General features: G+C 45.3%; 2 protein-coding genes. Both read right to left on the reverse strand.

What is annotated here, in order from left to right; genetic code table 11:
- Positions 1-51: 51 nt before the first annotated feature.
- Positions 52-17,586 carry a BapA/Bap/LapF family large adhesin gene (locus tag ABLC00_RS14695; protein ID WP_369028946.1) on the reverse strand — a complete coding sequence of 5,845 codons (17,535 nt, stop codon included), beginning with the start codon at positions 17,584-17,586 and terminating at the stop codon, positions 52-54.
- A gap of 456 nt (positions 17,587-18,042) precedes the next feature.
- Positions 18,043-19,545 (reverse strand): sodium:proton antiporter, encoded by a 1,503-nt coding sequence (locus tag ABLC00_RS14700; protein WP_002051161.1) that lies wholly within the window; start codon positions 19,543-19,545, stop codon positions 18,043-18,045.
- Positions 19,546-19,726 lie beyond the last annotated feature (181 nt).

Below are 19,726 nucleotides of genomic sequence, written 5' to 3' on the forward strand. Positions count from 1 at the left end.
ATAAAAAAAGAGAACCCTAGGGTTCTCTTTTTTTATTTGGTTAATTATCTATTAATAGATAATTTGACCATTGTTGAGAAGATCATTAAGCGTTAATGATGTTCTTGGTTCATCTATATGAATCGTCAACAATTGTGTGCTTGTGTAAGTCGTACCTAAGCCATCACGGTCTACACTAATGGTGGCATTTTGTGTCGCTGCGTTATAGCTTACAGAGACATACTGACCAATAGTCAAACTGTTTGGATGAGTAAGTAACAGGTTACTTATATCGATCTTATCGGCTTGGTTATCAGTTGCTGTATTACCTACATGGAAATCAGTCCATGTATCTACACCACCTGCAGTTGTGTTTCCTCCTGTTGGACTATTCACACTAGCAGCAGTCAACGTGTTGTAAATCAAGGTATCCGAGCCATTTCCAAGCGTAAATGTATCATTTGCTCCTGTACTTACAGCTAGGCTATTCAATTCTTGACTTAAGTTGATAGTTAATGTGCTAGTTGACTCTGCACCAGTCACTGATACAAGTTTGTAGTTAATCGTATCAATCGTAGCATTTGCCGCAGTATCAAGAGCTTTGTAATGGTACGAACCATCATGGTAGAGATACAACGTACCTTCACCAGTATTGATCGCCTGACCAGCAGCAATTTGGTAATTACCTGGTGTAACTTCAACATATAGTTGAGAGCCAGTTGAAGTATCTGCAACTCCACCAGTTGTATCGCCTAACAAGATATTACCGTGAATCCAATCAGACTGACCATCAGGTGTGTATTGATCTAGATGTGTAGCTTTTGTAGTTACTGCAGAATCTAGAGTCACAGTTCCTAAAGAAATCAGACTAGATAAACTAAATACCACTCGATAAGTACCAGCAGATAAGTGAGATACATCAGCTGAGTATGCTGGTGCACCTAAAACTCCTGCCAAGGCTGTCGCAGAACCCGAGTAAACAGTATCTACCCATGTTCCACCAACCAATTGCTGGATTTTATAACCAGTTGTTGGAAGAGCTGACAAGCTTAATGTTGCCGTATAGTCTAACTCAACATGAACATCACTTACCGTATTATTAGCAATAACGAATTGATTCGAAGTGACTGTATTGCTTAATACAGGTAATGGCGGGAAACCTGTAAGGTTACCAATAGTTACCGTGCCACTTGGTACATCAGCAACTGCATCAGTCACTTGTTTCATACTAATAGTTGCATGATTGGTATCAGCATTTGCTACAGGTAACGGAATTACGCCATCTGCACCAGGGTTAGCACTGTCCCAAGTGATATTTACATCTGGAGAACCAACCTGAACATGTAATGTCGCTGTATCTGTTGCTCCTGTTAATGCATCACGAATTGTGTAAGTGAATGAATCCACTTTACCAATTGCACTTGTATCAATTGTATTTGGTGTGTAGGTATAGTGACCATTTGTAGAAATAACCAATGTACCGTATGCACCATTTATAACAGTATCTGTTCCTACTGTTTGTGGTAAAGCACCTACAACTTCAGAGGTTACAGTTGAAACCTGTGTAGTTAAGGTCGTTATATCATTCGTCAATACGTTACCATCTGCAACGATAGCGTTATTTGTAGGAGCAACTGTGTAATTGAAGTCATCTTTCACTACACTCATTGTACCTAAGATACCTACTCCTAAACCGGTGTAAACCATAAATGCTCGGTATTCACCTTGGCCTAGATCTGGAACAGTTACACCAATACCACCGCTTCCTAATAAACCAATATTAAGTAAGCCCGTACTTGTACCACCATTAATGTTATACCAAGAACCATCCGAACCTTTTTGTTGCAATACCACTTTATAATCATTCAATAATGATACTGATAGTGCTGCACTGTATGAGAAGGTCACTTCAGCTTCGTGACCAGCGTCAATAGTAAAACCAACACTAGGAGTTCCTAAAACAGGTACATTTAAATTCTCTGTAATTCCTATCAGTGCTAAATAGGTTGCAGAACCTACAGCTACACCAAGGTCGCCTTGAGGAACGATATCTACAGCAGCAGAAGCCACATTATCAATTGCATCTACAGGAGTAATTGTGATGTCAGCAGGTTGTGATGGATCACTTGTATTCCAAGTCATATCGACAGCGTCGCTATCAATATGGAGATACAAGGTCGCTTGCGATGTATTTAGACCATCTGACAAGGTGTAAGTAAACTGATCAACTTGACCAAGGCTTGCAGCCTCACCATTTGGTTGATAGCTGTAATTACCATTAGCATAGATTGACAATGTACCATGGTCACCAACAATATTTGTTACACCTGTCGGATTAACCGCATGTGCTATGCCATTAAATTCAACGCTCGTTACTGTACTAAAACCAGAAGCAGTATCTGCGTGTCCATTTAATCCAACATCATGGATAACATTACCTTCAGCAACTTTTGTACTGTAGCCTGTGATATTTGTCGCATCAAATACATCTTTCTGAACTGACAATGTACCTAATAAGCTAACTCCAACACCACTACCAGCATAAGTCATATAAGCTCTATATTGACCAGCAGCTAGGCCTTCCAATGTCACTGAATTTCCACCAAAGGCTGCAAGACTAAGTAAGTTAGCATCTCCAGTACCATTTACAGCTACCCATTGATTCGTTGCGGTATCAAATTTTTGTACTACAAGAACATAATCGGCTAACAAGCTTGCACTGATAAGCGCACTATAGTTAAACGTTACATCATTTAATGTTGCGTTAGTTAAAGTGAAGTTAACGCTTTGGCCACCAGCCTGGAAGTCAAAATTATCGGTCAATGACAATAACGCTAGATATGTAGTACTACCTACCGCAACATCGTTACCAATTTGCAGATATTCAGGATTAATGACTGCGACAGCAAGATCATCGACCGCAATCACAGGCGTGTTATTACCAATAGTGAAGTCTAGACTTGCACTTATATTGCCACCCAGAGGATCAGATAATGTATAAGTGAAGTGATCGACTAGACCTAGGTTTGCATTCGTATTATTCGGCGTATAGATGTAATCACCATTTGCGAATATTTGAAGCGTACCGTATTGACCTTGAATAATTGTTCCAGTGTTTGGATCAATATTTGTAGTCACACCGTTTACAGTAACTGAATCAACAATTGTGAATCCCGTTACAACATCAGCATGTGTGCCTACACCAAGGCCAGTAATGACATTGCCTTCAGATGCTAAACCAGTAAAGTCAATTTGGTTTGGATCATAAACATCCATCGTACCAGACAATGTACCTAGGATACTCTTACCATATAGACCGTTATATGTCATAAAGGCACGGTATTGACCTTCGTCAAGTCCTTCAACAACCACTCCTGGTGTTGCGTTCACACCTATACCCAATACACTTAGGTTCAGTAAAGAAGCTTCACTGCTACCAGTAATTGATTCCCAACGATTTGTAGCAGTATTGAATTTCTGTACTACAAGTTGGTAATCACCAAGCGCTCCTTCATTGATTAAACTGCTGTATTTAAAGGTTGCAGTTCCAGTTTCACCAGCACCTACATTGAAGTTCACAGTACTATTCACGAATGGTAAAGGAGCTTGTAGGTTGATGCCAGCCAACGATAACAATGCAAGATAAGTTGCGCTACCCAATGCTCTGTCATCTTCGATGAGATGAGGCTCAGCAGCAATTGCCGCATTTACAGCATCATCTACCGCTGTAATCGTTACAGTAGCAGGTTGTGATGGGTCTGCTGCATTCCAGTTCATATCCACAACTTTACTATCTAGATGTACATAGAACGTAGCTTGTGAAGTTGTATTAGAAGCTGGGTCTAACAAGGTATAGGTAAATTGATCAACTTGACCTAAACCAGCACTATCCGCATTTGGCGTATAGGTATAATCACCATTTGCATAGATGAGTAAAGTACCGTGGGTACCGATAATCTCAGTTGGAGATGCACCAACTGTAACCCCATTGACTTCACTGATAATGCTGTTAGGTGTAGCAATATCAACAGCACCATTTGTATTTGGATCAGAGATTAGGTTGCCATGAGCTGCCACTACATTGTAACCAGTAATAACCGCAGGGTTATAGACATCTACACTGCCGTTTAATGTGACAGCTACTGCTCCACCTACCAAACCATTGAATGACAAGAACGCTCTATATTCACCCTCTGTAAGCCCACCTATTTGCGCAGTTGGCGTATTACCGAGTAAGGTCAAGTTCAGTAATGAACGATCACCTGTACCATTCACTGCTTCCCATTGTCCTGTCACATCATTGTATTTTTGCAACACAACATTGTAGTTACCTAAGGCAGATGCACCAATCAAGCTATTGAAGTTAAATGTTGCAACCCCTTCCTGACCAGCAGCGATAGTAAAGTCAACCGTATCTACTGTGAGTAGTTGTAGGTCAACAATATTTCCGACATTCAATAGAACGCCATAGAATGCTGAATCAGTCTCTGTACCCACCAATTGATATTGTGGGTTGAGTTCAACTTCAACAAGGTTATCCGCTGCACGAATCGAATCAAACACGATATTAAGATTAGCTTGACCTGTTGCTCCAGTTGCTGAGTCAGTTAACGTATAAGTGAATACATCTGTTTGACCTATACCAGAGCCATCTGCATTTGGTACATAAACGTAACTACCATCTTGATAGAAAGTAATTGTTCCGTAAGTACCTGCAAATGTTTCCCCATTAGCATCAATCGGATGGCCATTCACTGACGAAACATAAGTAGTTGCTGTTACTTGATCGACTTGACCTGTTGTTGGATCCGGATCAGTAATCACGTTACCTTCAGCGTTACCAACCTGATAACCACCTGCTACAGACAGATCATAATCATCCATAGTGGCAGACAGAGAACCTAACACACCCAATCCTAACAAGCCATCGTAGGCTAAGAATGCACGGTATTGACCCGCATCTAAACCATCAAGGACTGCACCAGGAACATTTCCTGTACCAATGCCTAACAAGTGCAAGCTAATTAATGATGAATTAGCATCACCATGTATAGATTCCCATTGATTCGTTGTTGTATTGAACTTCTGAACTACTAACTTGTAGTCAGAAAGTACAGCTGCATCGATTAAACCACTATATTGGAAAGTGACCTCACCTTCGTGTCCAGCAGCGACGGTAAATCCTAACGAATTACCACCAAGTTGAAGGTCTAAGCCTGCTACAGATGTAAGTACTAAATAAGAAGTACTGCCTAAACTTACATCATTACCAACAAGAGATGGTTGCGGACTAAGGACTGCATGATCAGTGTTATCAAAGGCCAAGATACTAGAAGAACTAATCGTTACCGTACCAGTTGCCGGAATCGATACATTCCCTGCCGGGTCGGTTGCTGTCACAGTCACAGTATGTGGACCATCTGCCAACACTGGAAGTGTATTGTCTGCAAGGGTCCAACTACCGTTGCCATTGTTCACCGCAGTATAGTTCACACCATTTACAGTCACCACAACTGTCGCAGTTGGATCGTTCACTGTACCTGTTAATTCAGGTGTACTGTCATTGGTGGTGACATCACTTAAACCAACTGTCGGCGCTGTCGTATCTACAGTTACCACAGCATTGCCTGTACCCACATTACCTGCCGGGTCAGTCGCTGTCACAGTCACGGTATGCGGACCGTCAGTCAACACTGGAAGTGTATTGTCTGCAAGCGTCCAGGTGCCATCGCCATTATTGGTTGCCGGGTAGTTTACGCCATCTACAGTCACCACAACTTTCGCTGTCGGATCGTTCACTGTACCGGTTAATGCAGGTGTACTGTCATTAGTTAACACGTCACTCAAGGCAACGGTCGGTGCCAATGCATCTACAGTACCTGTACCTGGTAATGATGGGTTACCTGCTGGGTCTGTTGCTATTGCAGTTACTGTTTGACCATCAGTCAGGTCACCTGGGTTTGGCGCTGTCCACTTACCATCAGGACCCGCAACGACAGTTGCTGTTGTGCCATCCGGGAAGCTCACGGTAACTGTTGAACCAGGTTCTGCTGTACCTGTTACAGGATTAGTCGCATTGATTGGATCAAGTACCGGTGCACTTGGTGCTGCCGTATCGACAGTCACGATGACATCTGCCGGGCTGCTGATATGACCTTGTGAATCCACTGCTTGGGCATGGATGGTGATCGGGCCATCTGCTGTTACAGGAATCGATGCTGTGATATAGCCATTGCTTAAGTCAGTTGCACTCACTGTGTAGTCAGTGCCATTAACATTCACAACAGTACCCACCGCTGCATCTGGACCCAATGCTACACGGGCATCAAAGCTGCCATCTGTGCCAAGTTCTGATGTATTGATGAAGCCATCAGCATTTAAATCATCCGGTACTGTAATCGGACCAAGCAAGTTCGCTGCTGCAGTATCTACAGTCACGACTGCACTGGTTGTACTTACATTACCTGCCGGGTCGGTTGCTGTCACAGTCACAGTATGTGGACCATCTGCCAACACTGGAAGTGTATTGTCTGCAAGGGTCCAACTACCGTTGCCATTGTTCACCGCAGTATAGTTCACACCATTTACAGTCACCACAACTGTCGCAGTTGGATCGTTCACTGTACCTGTTAATTCAGGTGTACTGTCATTGGTGGTGACATCACTTAAACCAACTGTCGGCGCTGTCGTATCTACAGTTACCACAGCATTGCCTGTACCCACATTACCTGCCGGGTCAGTCGCTGTCACAGTCACGGTATGCGGACCGTCAGTCAACACTGGAAGTGTATTGTCTGCAAGCGTCCAGGTGCCATCGCCATTATTGGTTGCCGGGTAGTTTACGCCATCTACAGTCACCACAACTTTCGCTGTCGGATCGTTCACTGTACCGGTTAATGCAGGTGTACTGTCATTAGTTAACACGTCACTCAAGGCAACGGTCGGTGCCAATGCATCTACAGTACCTGTACCTGGTAATGATGGGTTACCTGCTGGGTCTGTTGCTATTGCAGTTACTGTTTGACCATCAGTCAGGTCACCTGGGTTTGGCGCTGTCCACTTACCATCAGGACCCGCAACGACAGTTGCTGTTGTGCCATCCGGGAAGCTCACGGTAACTGTTGAACCAGGTTCTGCTGTACCTGTTACAGGATTAGTCGCATTGATTGGATCAAGTACCGGTGCACTTGGTGCTGCCGTATCGACAGTCACGATGACATCTGCCGGGCTGCTGATATGACCTTGTGAATCCACTGCTTGGGCATGGATGGTGATCGGGCCATCTGCTGTTACAGGAATCGATGCTGTGATATAGCCATTGCTTAAGTCAGTTGCACTCACTGTGTAGTCAGTGCCATTAACATTCACAACAGTACCCACCGCTGCATCTGGACCCAATGCTACACGGGCATCAAAGCTGCCATCTGTGCCAAGTTCTGATGTATTGATGAAGCCATCAGCATTTAAATCATCCGGTACTGTAATCGGACCAAGCAAGTTCGCTGCTGCAGTATCTACAGTCACGACTGCACTGGTTGTACTTACATTACCTGCCGGGTCGGTTGCTGTCACAGTCACAGTATGTGGACCATCTGCCAACACTGGAAGTGTATTGTCTGCAAGGGTCCAACTACCGTTGCCATTGTTCACCGCAGTATAGTTCACACCATTTACAGTCACCACAACTGTCGCAGTTGGATCGTTCACTGTACCTGTTAATTCAGGTGTACTGTCATTGGTGGTGACATCACTTAAACCAACTGTCGGCGCTGTCGTATCTACAGTTACCACAGCATTGCCTGTACCCACATTACCTGCCGGGTCAGTCGCTGTCACAGTCACGGTATGCGGACCGTCAGTCAACACTGGAAGTGTATTGTCTGCAAGCGTCCAGGTGCCATCGCCATTATTGGTTGCCGGGTAGTTTACGCCATCTACAGTCACCACAACTTTCGCTGTCGGATCGTTCACTGTACCGGTTAATGCAGGTGTACTGTCATTAGTTAACACGTCACTCAAGGCAACGGTCGGTGCCAATGCATCTACAGTACCTGTACCTGGTAATGATGGGTTACCTGCTGGGTCTGTTGCTATTGCAGTTACTGTTTGACCATCAGTCAGGTCACCTGGGTTTGGCGCTGTCCACTTACCATCAGGACCCGCAACGACAGTTGCTGTTGTGCCATCCGGGAAGCTCACGGTAACTGTTGAACCAGGTTCTGCTGTACCTGTTACAGGATTAGTCGCATTGATTGGATCAAGTACCGGTGCACTTGGTGCTGCCGTATCGACAGTCACGATGACATCTGCCGGGCTGCTGATATGACCTTGTGAATCCACTGCTTGGGCATGGATGGTGATCGGGCCATCTGCTGTTACAGGAATCGATGCTGTGATATAGCCATTGCTTAAGTCAGTTGCACTCACTGTGTAGTCAGTGCCATTAACATTCACAACAGTACCCACCGCTGCATCTGGACCCAATGCTACACGGGCATCAAAGCTGCCATCTGTGCCAAGTTCTGATGTATTGATGAAGCCATCAGCATTTAAATCATCCGGTACTGTAATCGGACCAAGCAAGTTCGCTGCTGCAGTATCTACAGTCACGACTGCACTGGTTGTACTTACATTACCTGCCGGGTCGGTTGCTGTCACAGTCACAGTATGTGGACCATCTGCCAACACTGGAAGTGTATTGTCTGCAAGGGTCCAACTACCGTTGCCATTGTTCACCGCAGTATAGTTCACACCATTTACAGTCACCACAACTGTCGCAGTTGGATCGTTCACTGTACCTGTTAATTCAGGTGTACTGTCATTGGTGGTGACATCACTTAAACCAACTGTCGGCGCTGTCGTATCTACAGTTACCACAGCATTGCCTGTACCCACATTACCTGCCGGGTCAGTCGCTGTCACAGTCACGGTATGCGGACCGTCAGTCAACACTGGAAGTGTATTGTCTGCAAGCGTCCAGGTGCCATCGCCATTATTGGTTGCCGGGTAGTTTACGCCATCTACAGTCACCACAACTTTCGCTGTCGGATCGTTCACTGTACCGGTTAATGCAGGTGTACTGTCATTAGTTAACACGTCACTCAAGGCAACGGTCGGTGCCAATGCATCTACAGTACCTGTACCTGGTAATGATGGGTTACCTGCTGGGTCTGTTGCTATTGCAGTTACTGTTTGACCATCAGTCAGGTCACCTGGGTTTGGCGCTGTCCACTTACCATCAGGACCCGCAACGACAGTTGCTGTTGTGCCATCCGGGAAGCTCACGGTAACTGTTGAACCAGGTTCTGCTGTACCTGTTACAGGATTAGTCGCATTGATTGGATCAAGTACCGGTGCACTTGGTGCTGCCGTATCGACAGTCACGATGACATCTGCCGGGCTGCTGATATGACCTTGTGAATCCACTGCTTGGGCATGGATGGTGATCGGGCCATCTGCTGTTACAGGAATCGATGCTGTGATATAGCCATTGCTTAAGTCAGTTGCACTCACTGTGTAGTCAGTGCCATTAACATTCACAACAGTACCCACCGCTGCATCTGGACCCAATGCTACACGGGCATCAAAGCTGCCATCTGTGCCAAGTTCTGATGTATTGATGAAGCCATCAGCATTTAAATCATCCGGTACTGTAATCGGACCAAGCAAGTTCGCTGCTGCAGTATCTACAGTCACGACTGCACTGGTTGTACTTACATTACCTGCCGGGTCGGTTGCTGTCACAGTCACAGTATGTGGACCATCTGCCAACACTGGAAGTGTATTGTCTGCAAGGGTCCAACTACCGTTGCCATTGTTCACCGCAGTATAGTTCACACCATTTACAGTCACCACAACTGTCGCAGTTGGATCGTTCACTGTACCTGTTAATTCAGGTGTACTGTCATTGGTGGTGACATCACTTAAACCAACTGTCGGCGCTGTCGTATCTACAGTTACCACAGCATTGCCTGTACCCACATTACCTGCCGGGTCAGTCGCTGTCACAGTCACGGTATGCGGACCGTCAGTCAACACTGGAAGTGTATTGTCTGCAAGCGTCCAGGTGCCATCGCCATTATTGGTTGCCGGGTAGTTTACGCCATCTACAGTCACCACAACTTTCGCTGTCGGATCGTTCACTGTACCGGTTAATGCAGGTGTACTGTCATTAGTTAACACGTCACTCAAGGCAACGGTCGGTGCCAATGCATCTACAGTACCTGTACCTGGTAATGATGGGTTACCTGCTGGGTCTGTTGCTATTGCAGTTACTGTTTGACCATCAGTCAGGTCACCTGGGTTTGGCGCTGTCCACTTACCATCAGGACCCGCAACGACAGTTGCTGTTGTGCCATCCGGGAAGCTCACGGTAACTGTTGAACCAGGTTCTGCTGTACCTGTTACAGGATTAGTCGCATTGATTGGATCAAGTACCGGTGCACTTGGTGCTGCCGTATCGACAGTCACGATGACATCTGCCGGGCTGCTGATATGACCTTGTGAATCCACTGCTTGGGCATGGATGGTGATCGGGCCATCCGCTGTTACAGGAATCGATGCTGTGATATAGCCATTGCTTAAGTCAGTTGCACTCACTGTGTAGTCAGTGCCATTAACATTCACAACAGTACCCACCGCTGCATCTGGACCCAATGCTACACGGGCATTAAAGCTGCCGTCTGTGCCAAGTTCTGATGCATTGATGAAGCCATCAGCATTTAAGTCATCCGGTACTGTAATCGGACCAAGCAGGTTCGCTGCTGCAGTATCTACAGTCACGACTGCACTGGTTGTACTTACATTACCTGCCGGGTCGGTTGCTGTTACAGTCACAGTATGTGGACCATCTGCCAACACTGGAAGTGTATTGTCTGCAAGGGTCCAACTACCGTTGCCATTATTCACCGCAGTATAGTTCACACCATTTACAGTCACCACAACTGTCGCACTTGGATCGTTCACTGTACCTGTTAATTCAGGTGTACTGTCATTGGTGGTGACATCACTTAAACCAACTGTCGGCGCAGTGGTATCTACAGTTACCACTGCATTAGTTGTACCTACATTACCTGCCGGGTCAGTTGCTGTCACAGTCACAGTATGCGGACCGTCAGCCAACACTGGAAGTGTATTGTCTGCAAGGGTCCAGGTGCCATCGCCATTATTGGTTGCCGGGTAGTTCACACCATCTACAGTCACCACAACTTTCGCTGTCGGATCGTTCACTGTACCAGTTAATGCAGGTGTACTGTCATTGGTTAATGCTGTTGTTACTGCAACTGTTGGGGCAACTGCATCTACTACACCTGTGCCAGGTAATGACGGGTTACCCGCTGGGTCAGTCGCTGTCGCTGTTACTGTTTGACCATCAGTCAGGTCACCTGGGTTTGGTACTGTCCACTTACCATCCGGGCCTGCAACTACAGTCGCTGTTGTGCCATCCGGGAAGCTCACGGTAACTGTTGAACCAGGTTCTGCTGTACCTGTTACAGGATTAGTTGCATTGATTGGATCAAGTACCGGTGCACTTGGCGCAGTGGTATCGACAGTTACCACGGCATTGCCTGTACCCACATTACCTGCCGGGTCAGTCGCTGTCACAGTCACAGTATGCGGACCGTCAGTCAACACTGGAAGTGTATTGTCTGCAAGGGTCCAGGTGCCATCACCATTGTTCACCGCTGGATAAGCCACACCATCTACAGTCACCACAACTTTCGCTGTCGGATCGTTCACTGTACCGGTTAATGCAGGTGTACTGTCATTGGTTAATGCTGTTGTTACTGCAACTGTTGGGGCAACTGCATCTACTACACCTGTGCCAGGTAATGACGGGTTACCCGCTGGGTCAGTCGCTGTCGCTGTTACTGTTTGACCATCAGTCAGGTCACCTGGGTTTGGTACTGTCCACTTACCATCCGGGCCTGCAACTACAGTTGCTGTTGTGCCATCCGGGAAGCTCACGGTAACTGTTGAACCAGGTTCTGCTGTACCTGTTACAGGATTAGTTGCATTGATTGGATCAAGTACCGGTGCACTTGGTGCTGTCGTATCGACAGTTACCACAGCATTGCCTGTACCCACATTTCCTGCCGGGTCAGTCGCTGTCACAGTCACAGTATGCGGACCGTCAGTCAACACTGGAAGTGTATTGTCTGCAAGGGTCCAGGTGCCATCACCATTATTGGTTGCCGGGTAGTTCACACCATCTACAGTCACCACCACTTTCGCAGTCGGATCGTTCACTGTACCGCTTAACGCAGGTGTGCTGTCATTGGTTAATGTCGTTGTCACTGCAACTGTTGGGGCAACTGCATCTACTACACCTGTGCCAGGTACTGACGGGTTGCCCGCTGGGTCAATCGCTGTCGCTGTTACTGTTTGACCATCAGTCAGGTCACCTGGGTTTGGTACTGTCCACTTACCATCCGGGCCTGCAACTACAGTTGCTGTTGTGCCATCCGGGAAGCTCACGGTAACTGTTGAACCAGGTTCTGCTGTACCTGTTACAGGATTAGTTGCATTGATTGGATCAAGTACTGGTGTACCTGGTGCTGCCGTATCGACAGTCACGATTACATTTGTCGGGCTGCTGATATGACCTTGTGAATCCACTGCTTGGGCATGGATGGTAATTGGGCCATCCGCTGTTACAGGAATCGATGCTGTGATATAGCCATTGCTTAAGTCAGTTGCACTCACTGTGTAGTCAGTGCCGTTAACATTCACAACAGTACCTACCGCTGCATCTGGACCCAATGCTACACGGGCATTAAAGCTGCCGTCTGTGCCAAGTTCTGATGCATTGATGAAGCCATCAGCATTTAAGTCATCCGGTACTGTAATCGGACCAAGCAGGTTCGCTGCTGCAGTATCTACAGTCACGACTGCACTGGTTGTACTTACATTACCTGCCGGGTCGGTTGCTGTTACAGTCACAGTATGTGGACCATCTGCCAACACTGGAAGTGTATTGTCTGCAAGGGTCCAACTACCGTTGCCATTATTCACCGCAGTATAGTTCACACCATTTACAGTCACCACAACTGTCGCACTTGGATCGTTCACTGTACCTGTTAATTCAGGTGTACTGTCATTGGTGGTGACATCACTTAAACCAACTGTCGGCGCAGTGGTATCTACAGTTACCACTGCATTAGTTGTACCTACATTACCTGCCGGGTCAGTTGCTGTCACAGTCACAGTATGCGGACCGTCAGCCAACACTGGAAGTGTATTGTCTGCAAGGGTCCAGGTGCCATCGCCATTATTGGTTGCCGGGTAGTTCACACCATCTACAGTCACCACAACTTTCGCTGTCGGATCGTTCACTGTACCAGTTAATGCAGGTGTACTGTCATTGGTTAATGCTGTTGTTACTGCAACTGTTGGGGCAACTGCATCTACTACACCTGTGCCAGGTAATGACGGGTTACCCGCTGGGTCAGTCGCTGTCGCTGTTACTGTTTGACCATCAGTCAGGTCACCTGGGTTTGGTACTGTCCACTTACCATCCGGGCCTGCAACTACAGTCGCTGTTGTACCATCCGGGAAGCTCACGGTAACTGTTGAACCAGGTTCTGCTGTACCTGTTACAGGATTAGTTGCATTGATTGGATCAAGTACCGGTGCACTTGGTGCTGTCGTATCGACAGTTACCACAGCATTGCCTGTACCTACATTTCCTGCCGGGTCAGTCGCTGTCACAGTCACGGTATGCGGACCGTCAGTCAACACTGGAAGTGTATTGTCTGCAAGGGTCCAGGTGCCATCACCATTGTTCACCGCTGGATAAGCCACACCATCTACAGTCACCACAACTTTCGCTGTCGGATCGTTCACTGTACCGGTTAATGCAGGTGTACTGTCATTGGTTAATGCTGTTGTTACTGCAACTGTTGGGGCAACTGCATCTACTACACCTGTGCCAGGTAATGACGGGTTACCCGCTGGGTCAGTCGCTGTCGCTGTTACTGTTTGACCATCAGTCAGGTCACCTGGGTTTGGTACTGTCCACTTACCATCCGGGCCTGCAACTACAGTTGCTGTTGTGCCATCCGGGAAGCTCACGGTAACTGTTGAACCAGGTTCTGCTGTACCTGTTACAGGATTAGTTGCATTGATTGGATCAAGTACCGGTGCACTTGGTGCTGTCGTATCGACAGTTACCACAGCATTGCCTGTACCTACATTTCCTGCCGGGTCAGTCGCTGTCACAGTCACGGTATGCGGACCGTCAGTCAACACTGGAAGTGTATTGTCTGCAAGGGTCCAGGTGCCATCACCATTGTTCACCGCTGGATAAGCCACACCATCTACAGTCACCACAACTTTCGCTGTCGGATCGTTCACTGTACCGGTTAATGCAGGTGTACTGTCATTGGTTAATGCTGTTGTTACTGCAACTGTTGGGGCAACTGCATCTACTACACCTGTGCCAGGTAATGACGGGTTACCCGCTGGGTCAGTCGCTGTCGCTGTTACTGTTTGACCATCAGTCAGGTCACCTGGGTTTGGTACTGTCCACTTACCATCCGGGCCTGCAACTACAGTCGCTGTTGTACCATCCGGGAAGCTCACGGTAACTGTTGAACCAGGTTCTGCTGTACCTGTTACAGGATTAGTTGCATTGATTGGATCAAGTACCGGTGCACTTGGTGCTGTCGTATCGACAGTTACCACAGCATTGCCTGTACCTACATTTCCTGCCGGGTCAGTCGCTGTCACAGTCACGGTATGCGGACCGTCAGTCAACACTGGAAGTGTATTGTCTGCAAGGGTCCAGGTGCCATCACCATTGTTCACCGCTGGATAAGCCACACCATCTACAGTCACCACAACTTTCGCTGTCGGATCGTTCACTGTACCGGTTAATGCAGGTGTACTGTCATTGGTTAATGCTGTTGTTACTGCAACTGTTGGGGCAACTGCATCTACTACACCTGTGCCAGGTAATGACGGGTTACCCGCTGGGTCAGTCGCTGTCGCTGTTACTGTTTGACCATCAGTCAGGTCACCTGGGTTTGGTACTGTCCACTTACCATCCGGGCCTGCAACTACAGTCGCTGTTGTACCATCCGGGAAGCTCACGGTAACTGTTGAACCAGGTTCTGCTGTACCTGTTACAGGATTAGTTGCATTGATTGGATCAAGTACCGGTGCACTTGGTGCTGTCGTATCGACAGTTACCACAGCATTGCCTGTACCTACATTTCCTGCCGGGTCAGTCGCTGTCACAGTCACGGTATGCGGACCGTCAGTCAACACTGGAAGTGTATTGTCTGCAAGGGTCCAGGTGCCATCACCATTGTTCACCGCTGGATAAGCCACACCATCTACAGTCACCACAACTTTCGCTGTCGGATCGTTCACTGTACCGGTTAATGCAGGTGTACTGTCATTGGTTAATGCTGTTGTTACTGCAACTGTTGGGGCAACTGCATCTACTACACCTGTGCCAGGTAATGACGGGTTACCCGCTGGGTCAGTCGCTGTCGCTGTTACTGTTTGACCATCAGTCAGGTCACCTGGGTTTGGTACTGTCCACTTACCATCCGGGCCTGCAACTACAGTCGCTGTTGTACCATCCGGGAAGCTCACGGTAACTGTTGAACCAGCTTCTGCTGTACCTGTTACAGGATTAGTTGCATTGATTGGATCAAGTACCGGTGCATTTGGTGCTGCCGTATCTACAGTCACCACAGCATTAGTTGTACCCACATTACCTGCCGGGTCAGTTGCTGTCACAGTCACAGTATGCGGACCGTCTGTCAACACTGGAAGTGTATTGTCTGCAAGGGTCCAGGTGCCATCACCATTATTGGTTGCCGGGTAGTTCACACCGTCTACAGTCACCACAACTTTCGCAGTTGGATCATTTATTGTACCGCTTAACGCAGGTGTGCTGTCATTGGTTAATGTGGTTGTTACAGTTACTGCTGGTGCAACCGCATCTACTGTGCCAGTTGATGGTGCTGACGGGTTACCCGCTGGGTCAGTTGCAACAACTGTAACTTTGTCTCCATCTTTAAGATCACCTGGGTTTGGTACTGTCCACTTACCATCCGGGCCTGCAACTACAGTCGCTGTCGTACCATCCGGGAAAGTGACCTTAACTGTTGAACCAGCTTCTGCTGTACCTGTTACAGGATTAGTTGCATTGATTGGATCAATTACTGGTGCATTTGGCGCAGTGGTATCAACAGTTACCACAGCATTAGTTGTACCTACATTACCTGCCGGGTCGGTTGCTGTCACAGTCACGGTATGCGGACCGTCTGTCAACACTGGAAGTGTATTGTCTGCAAGGGTCCAGGTGCCATCACCATTATTGGTTGCCGGGTAGTTCACACCGTCTACAGTCACCACAACTTTCGCAGTTGGATCATTTATTGTACCGCTTAACGCAGGTGTGCTGTCATTGGTTAATGTGGTTGTTACAGTTACTGCTGGTGCAACCGCATCTACTGTGCCAGTTGATGGTGCTGACGGGTTACCCGCTGGGTCAGTTGCAACAACTGTAACTTTGTCTCCATCTTTAAGATCACCTGGGTTTGGTACTGTCCACTTACCATCCGGGCCTGCAACTACAGTCGCTGTCGTACCATCCGGGAAAGTGACCTTAACTGTTGAACCAGCTTCTGCTGTACCTGTTACAGGATTAGTTGCATTGATTGGATCAATTACCGGTGCACTTGGCGCAGTGGTATCTACTGTATAAGTTTTTGATTCAGTTATATTGCTACTATTACCCGCTGCATCAGTAAACGTAACTTTTGCATCAATGGTTTTATCGCTATCTGCAATTAATCCACTGCCTGGTACAACTACGCTCCATGTTCCTGCTACTTTATCTACAGTTGCAGTATAAGTTACACCATTCACAACTACAGTAACGACAGTATTTGCAGCATCTGCTGGAATATTTTTTAAGCTGCCTGTAACAGTAACGTTACCAGCAGCTTCAGTTGAATTAATAACATTATCTGAAGTTATAGGATCAACAGAGAAAGTAACCCCATTTGTATTTGGGGGTGTAGTATCTGCAGGAGAAGAGTCATTACTACTACCACTATTTGATGCAGCGGCAATGATACCGCCTGCAACTAGAGGTACTGCTGCCCATAACCATGGGTTCACACCTGCATCATGATAAAGTAATGGCTGAATTGAAGAAATTGGTTGATAAATAACATCAGACACTAATGCCTGTGGTGCTTCTGCTGGTAGTGCTGCTGGTAAGTCTTCACCTAAAAGTGCTTGTGGCTCCACATCACTGTCGGCATCTGCATCTGCATCGCTGTCAGCATCTGCATCATTTTCAGCATCTTTAAATTTTGCCCAAATGAGTTGACCATTCTGATCTTGAAATACAAGACTGTTATCAGCTGGTTCAGCAGTACCACTAAAGAAGCCTTCAATAACAATAGTTTCGCCATTTTTTAGGCGAATTACTGCATTAGTACCCTCTCTATTGACTACCAGTACATCACTGGCAGCTACTTTTACCAATACAACTGACGCTTCTGAAAGTTTTGCAGAAGTTCCCTCTGTTGTTACCAAGGTTTTGTGACTGTCCTTGGCAATAATTTGTATCTCAGGCATATCTATATTCCTTTTATATTATTGATTTAAATGATTTTTTGTATAATTCTTTTTACTTAATGTTTTCGAGTTTTTGACCTACAACTTAAAAACATTAAGTAATGTGATCATTTTTACATTAACCACTTTAAAATAAAAAAAATAAATACTAAAGTCCTTAAAGAAAAAAATTTAATTAATACAAATTTTATATAAATAAAATTCTCGTTCTTATTCTTATAAATTACGAAAAATAACTAGCAACTGTTTTATATATAAAACAAATTTAATTTTTTATTATTGAAAATTTATTGAAAACTATTTTAATTTAATTTTTTATATAACAATTTTTAATATCTCAATAAAATAAAATATATTAATAATGATATATATAGAAAAAAATGGCTTCAGATAATATTTTACTATTACACTAAAGCCTAATTTTTTAATACTAATTAAAAAGATTTTTAAGTTAAGTTAAAAATTATCTGGACTCTCAAAACGTTTTACTTCTTGTAACTTATTAGGGTCATGCATAGTTGCAATACCATCTTCTGTTTTTTGATCAACAATAACATCAGGGTTAAAGATAGTAATAGTTTCTCTTCCTAACGCATCTTCTCCTACAATATATTGAAAGCCACGGCGATTCATTTTGTGACATAACTTTTGGTAAAAGCCTTTAAGTCCTTCGGTTTCTTCATTAGGGTTGTAATAAAATGCGTTCATTACTGCCGGTAGACCAAGACCACACACCACACCAGATAACAGTACACTAATAAAGGTATATCCAATAAGAATACTACTATAAGGACTAAGTGCTGGAATATTTGCAACAGCCAGAATTAAAGCAAGTGAAATCCCGCCTCGTACGCCACCCCAAGATAAGATAGTTAAACTACCATTGTAGCTTTTGGTTTTACGCATTGTTGGGAAGAAAGCAAAAGACATAAAATTTGCTGCAAAGCGAGAAATATGCAAAATAAAGAAAGCAACTATTCCCCCTAAGATCAGGCTAAAATTCAAATCAAGAATAAATAGCTCAAGACCAATTAAAGTGAATAAGAATGAATTGATAATTCCTTCTACTGTATGCCAAAAATGATTAACTTCTCTAATCTCACGCTCTTCACGGATTTCTTTCCATTTATTACCAACGATTAAACCGCCAATCACACAAGCAATCGGAGCAGAAGCGTGAGCAAACAAAGCAACTAAATATGCTCCGCTAGCAAGTAAGGCAGTTGTTAGAATCAGGGACTCCATTTCGTGTTTGCCACGTAATAGACGTAATGTTCCTATACCGAATGCCCATCCAATACCGACAGCAACCACAATTTCATAAAGTAAAGCTTCTAAAGTCGCAACTAACGAAAAATGTTCACCTTGTAAAACGTTCAGCAATGTCATAAATAGTGCAATACACATTGCATCGTTAAATAAAGATTCGCCTTCTAATTTGACAATTAAATGATGGGGCGCACGAATCGAACTTAAAACACCTTTAATACCGATCGGGTCAGTTGCTCCCAATGCCGCGCCTAATAATAGAAGAACTAAAATTGGTACATGATGGCCAACCAGTAATTGGAAGCCGTAAAGTAAGCCACCAAACAATACGGCGCAGATAACTAGTGCAATAGTCGCTAGAATACTAATTTGTCGCCAATAACTTCTTAAGTCTGAAATTTTAAATTTCAGTGCAGAAGATGTCAGAATAAAACAAATGACGCCATTAATTAAAAAGTCATAAAAATCGATATGACGTACTGCTTCTTCAATATTGTGAATATTAATGGTAATGAACTGATTACCATTTAAGAGACTAGCTCCCCATTGCAAAATGAAGACAAAGATTGCAGAAACAAGAGGCACGCCAATAGCTTGAGGAAAGCCTAAAATACGCTTATTGAATATAGTCGTTGCAATTGATAAAGCAAATACAACTGTAAGTGCTTGTAATAAGAAAAAATTACCCATGAATACCCTTCTTCTGGGTCAATGACCAAATAAAAAACCTAGACAGCTAAACTGAACAGAATGAGGAAGTAGGCACCTTATAAGGGCCTAAACAGTTAAAAGTTGGAATATAAGTTTAACGAATTACTTTAATCATTCTATCGATCAGTTAAATTTCTTAACATTAATTATGAAGTTGGGG

It is taken from the genome of Acinetobacter nosocomialis, from assembly GCF_041021905.1.
Classification (GTDB): domain Bacteria; phylum Pseudomonadota; class Gammaproteobacteria; order Pseudomonadales; family Moraxellaceae; genus Acinetobacter; species Acinetobacter nosocomialis.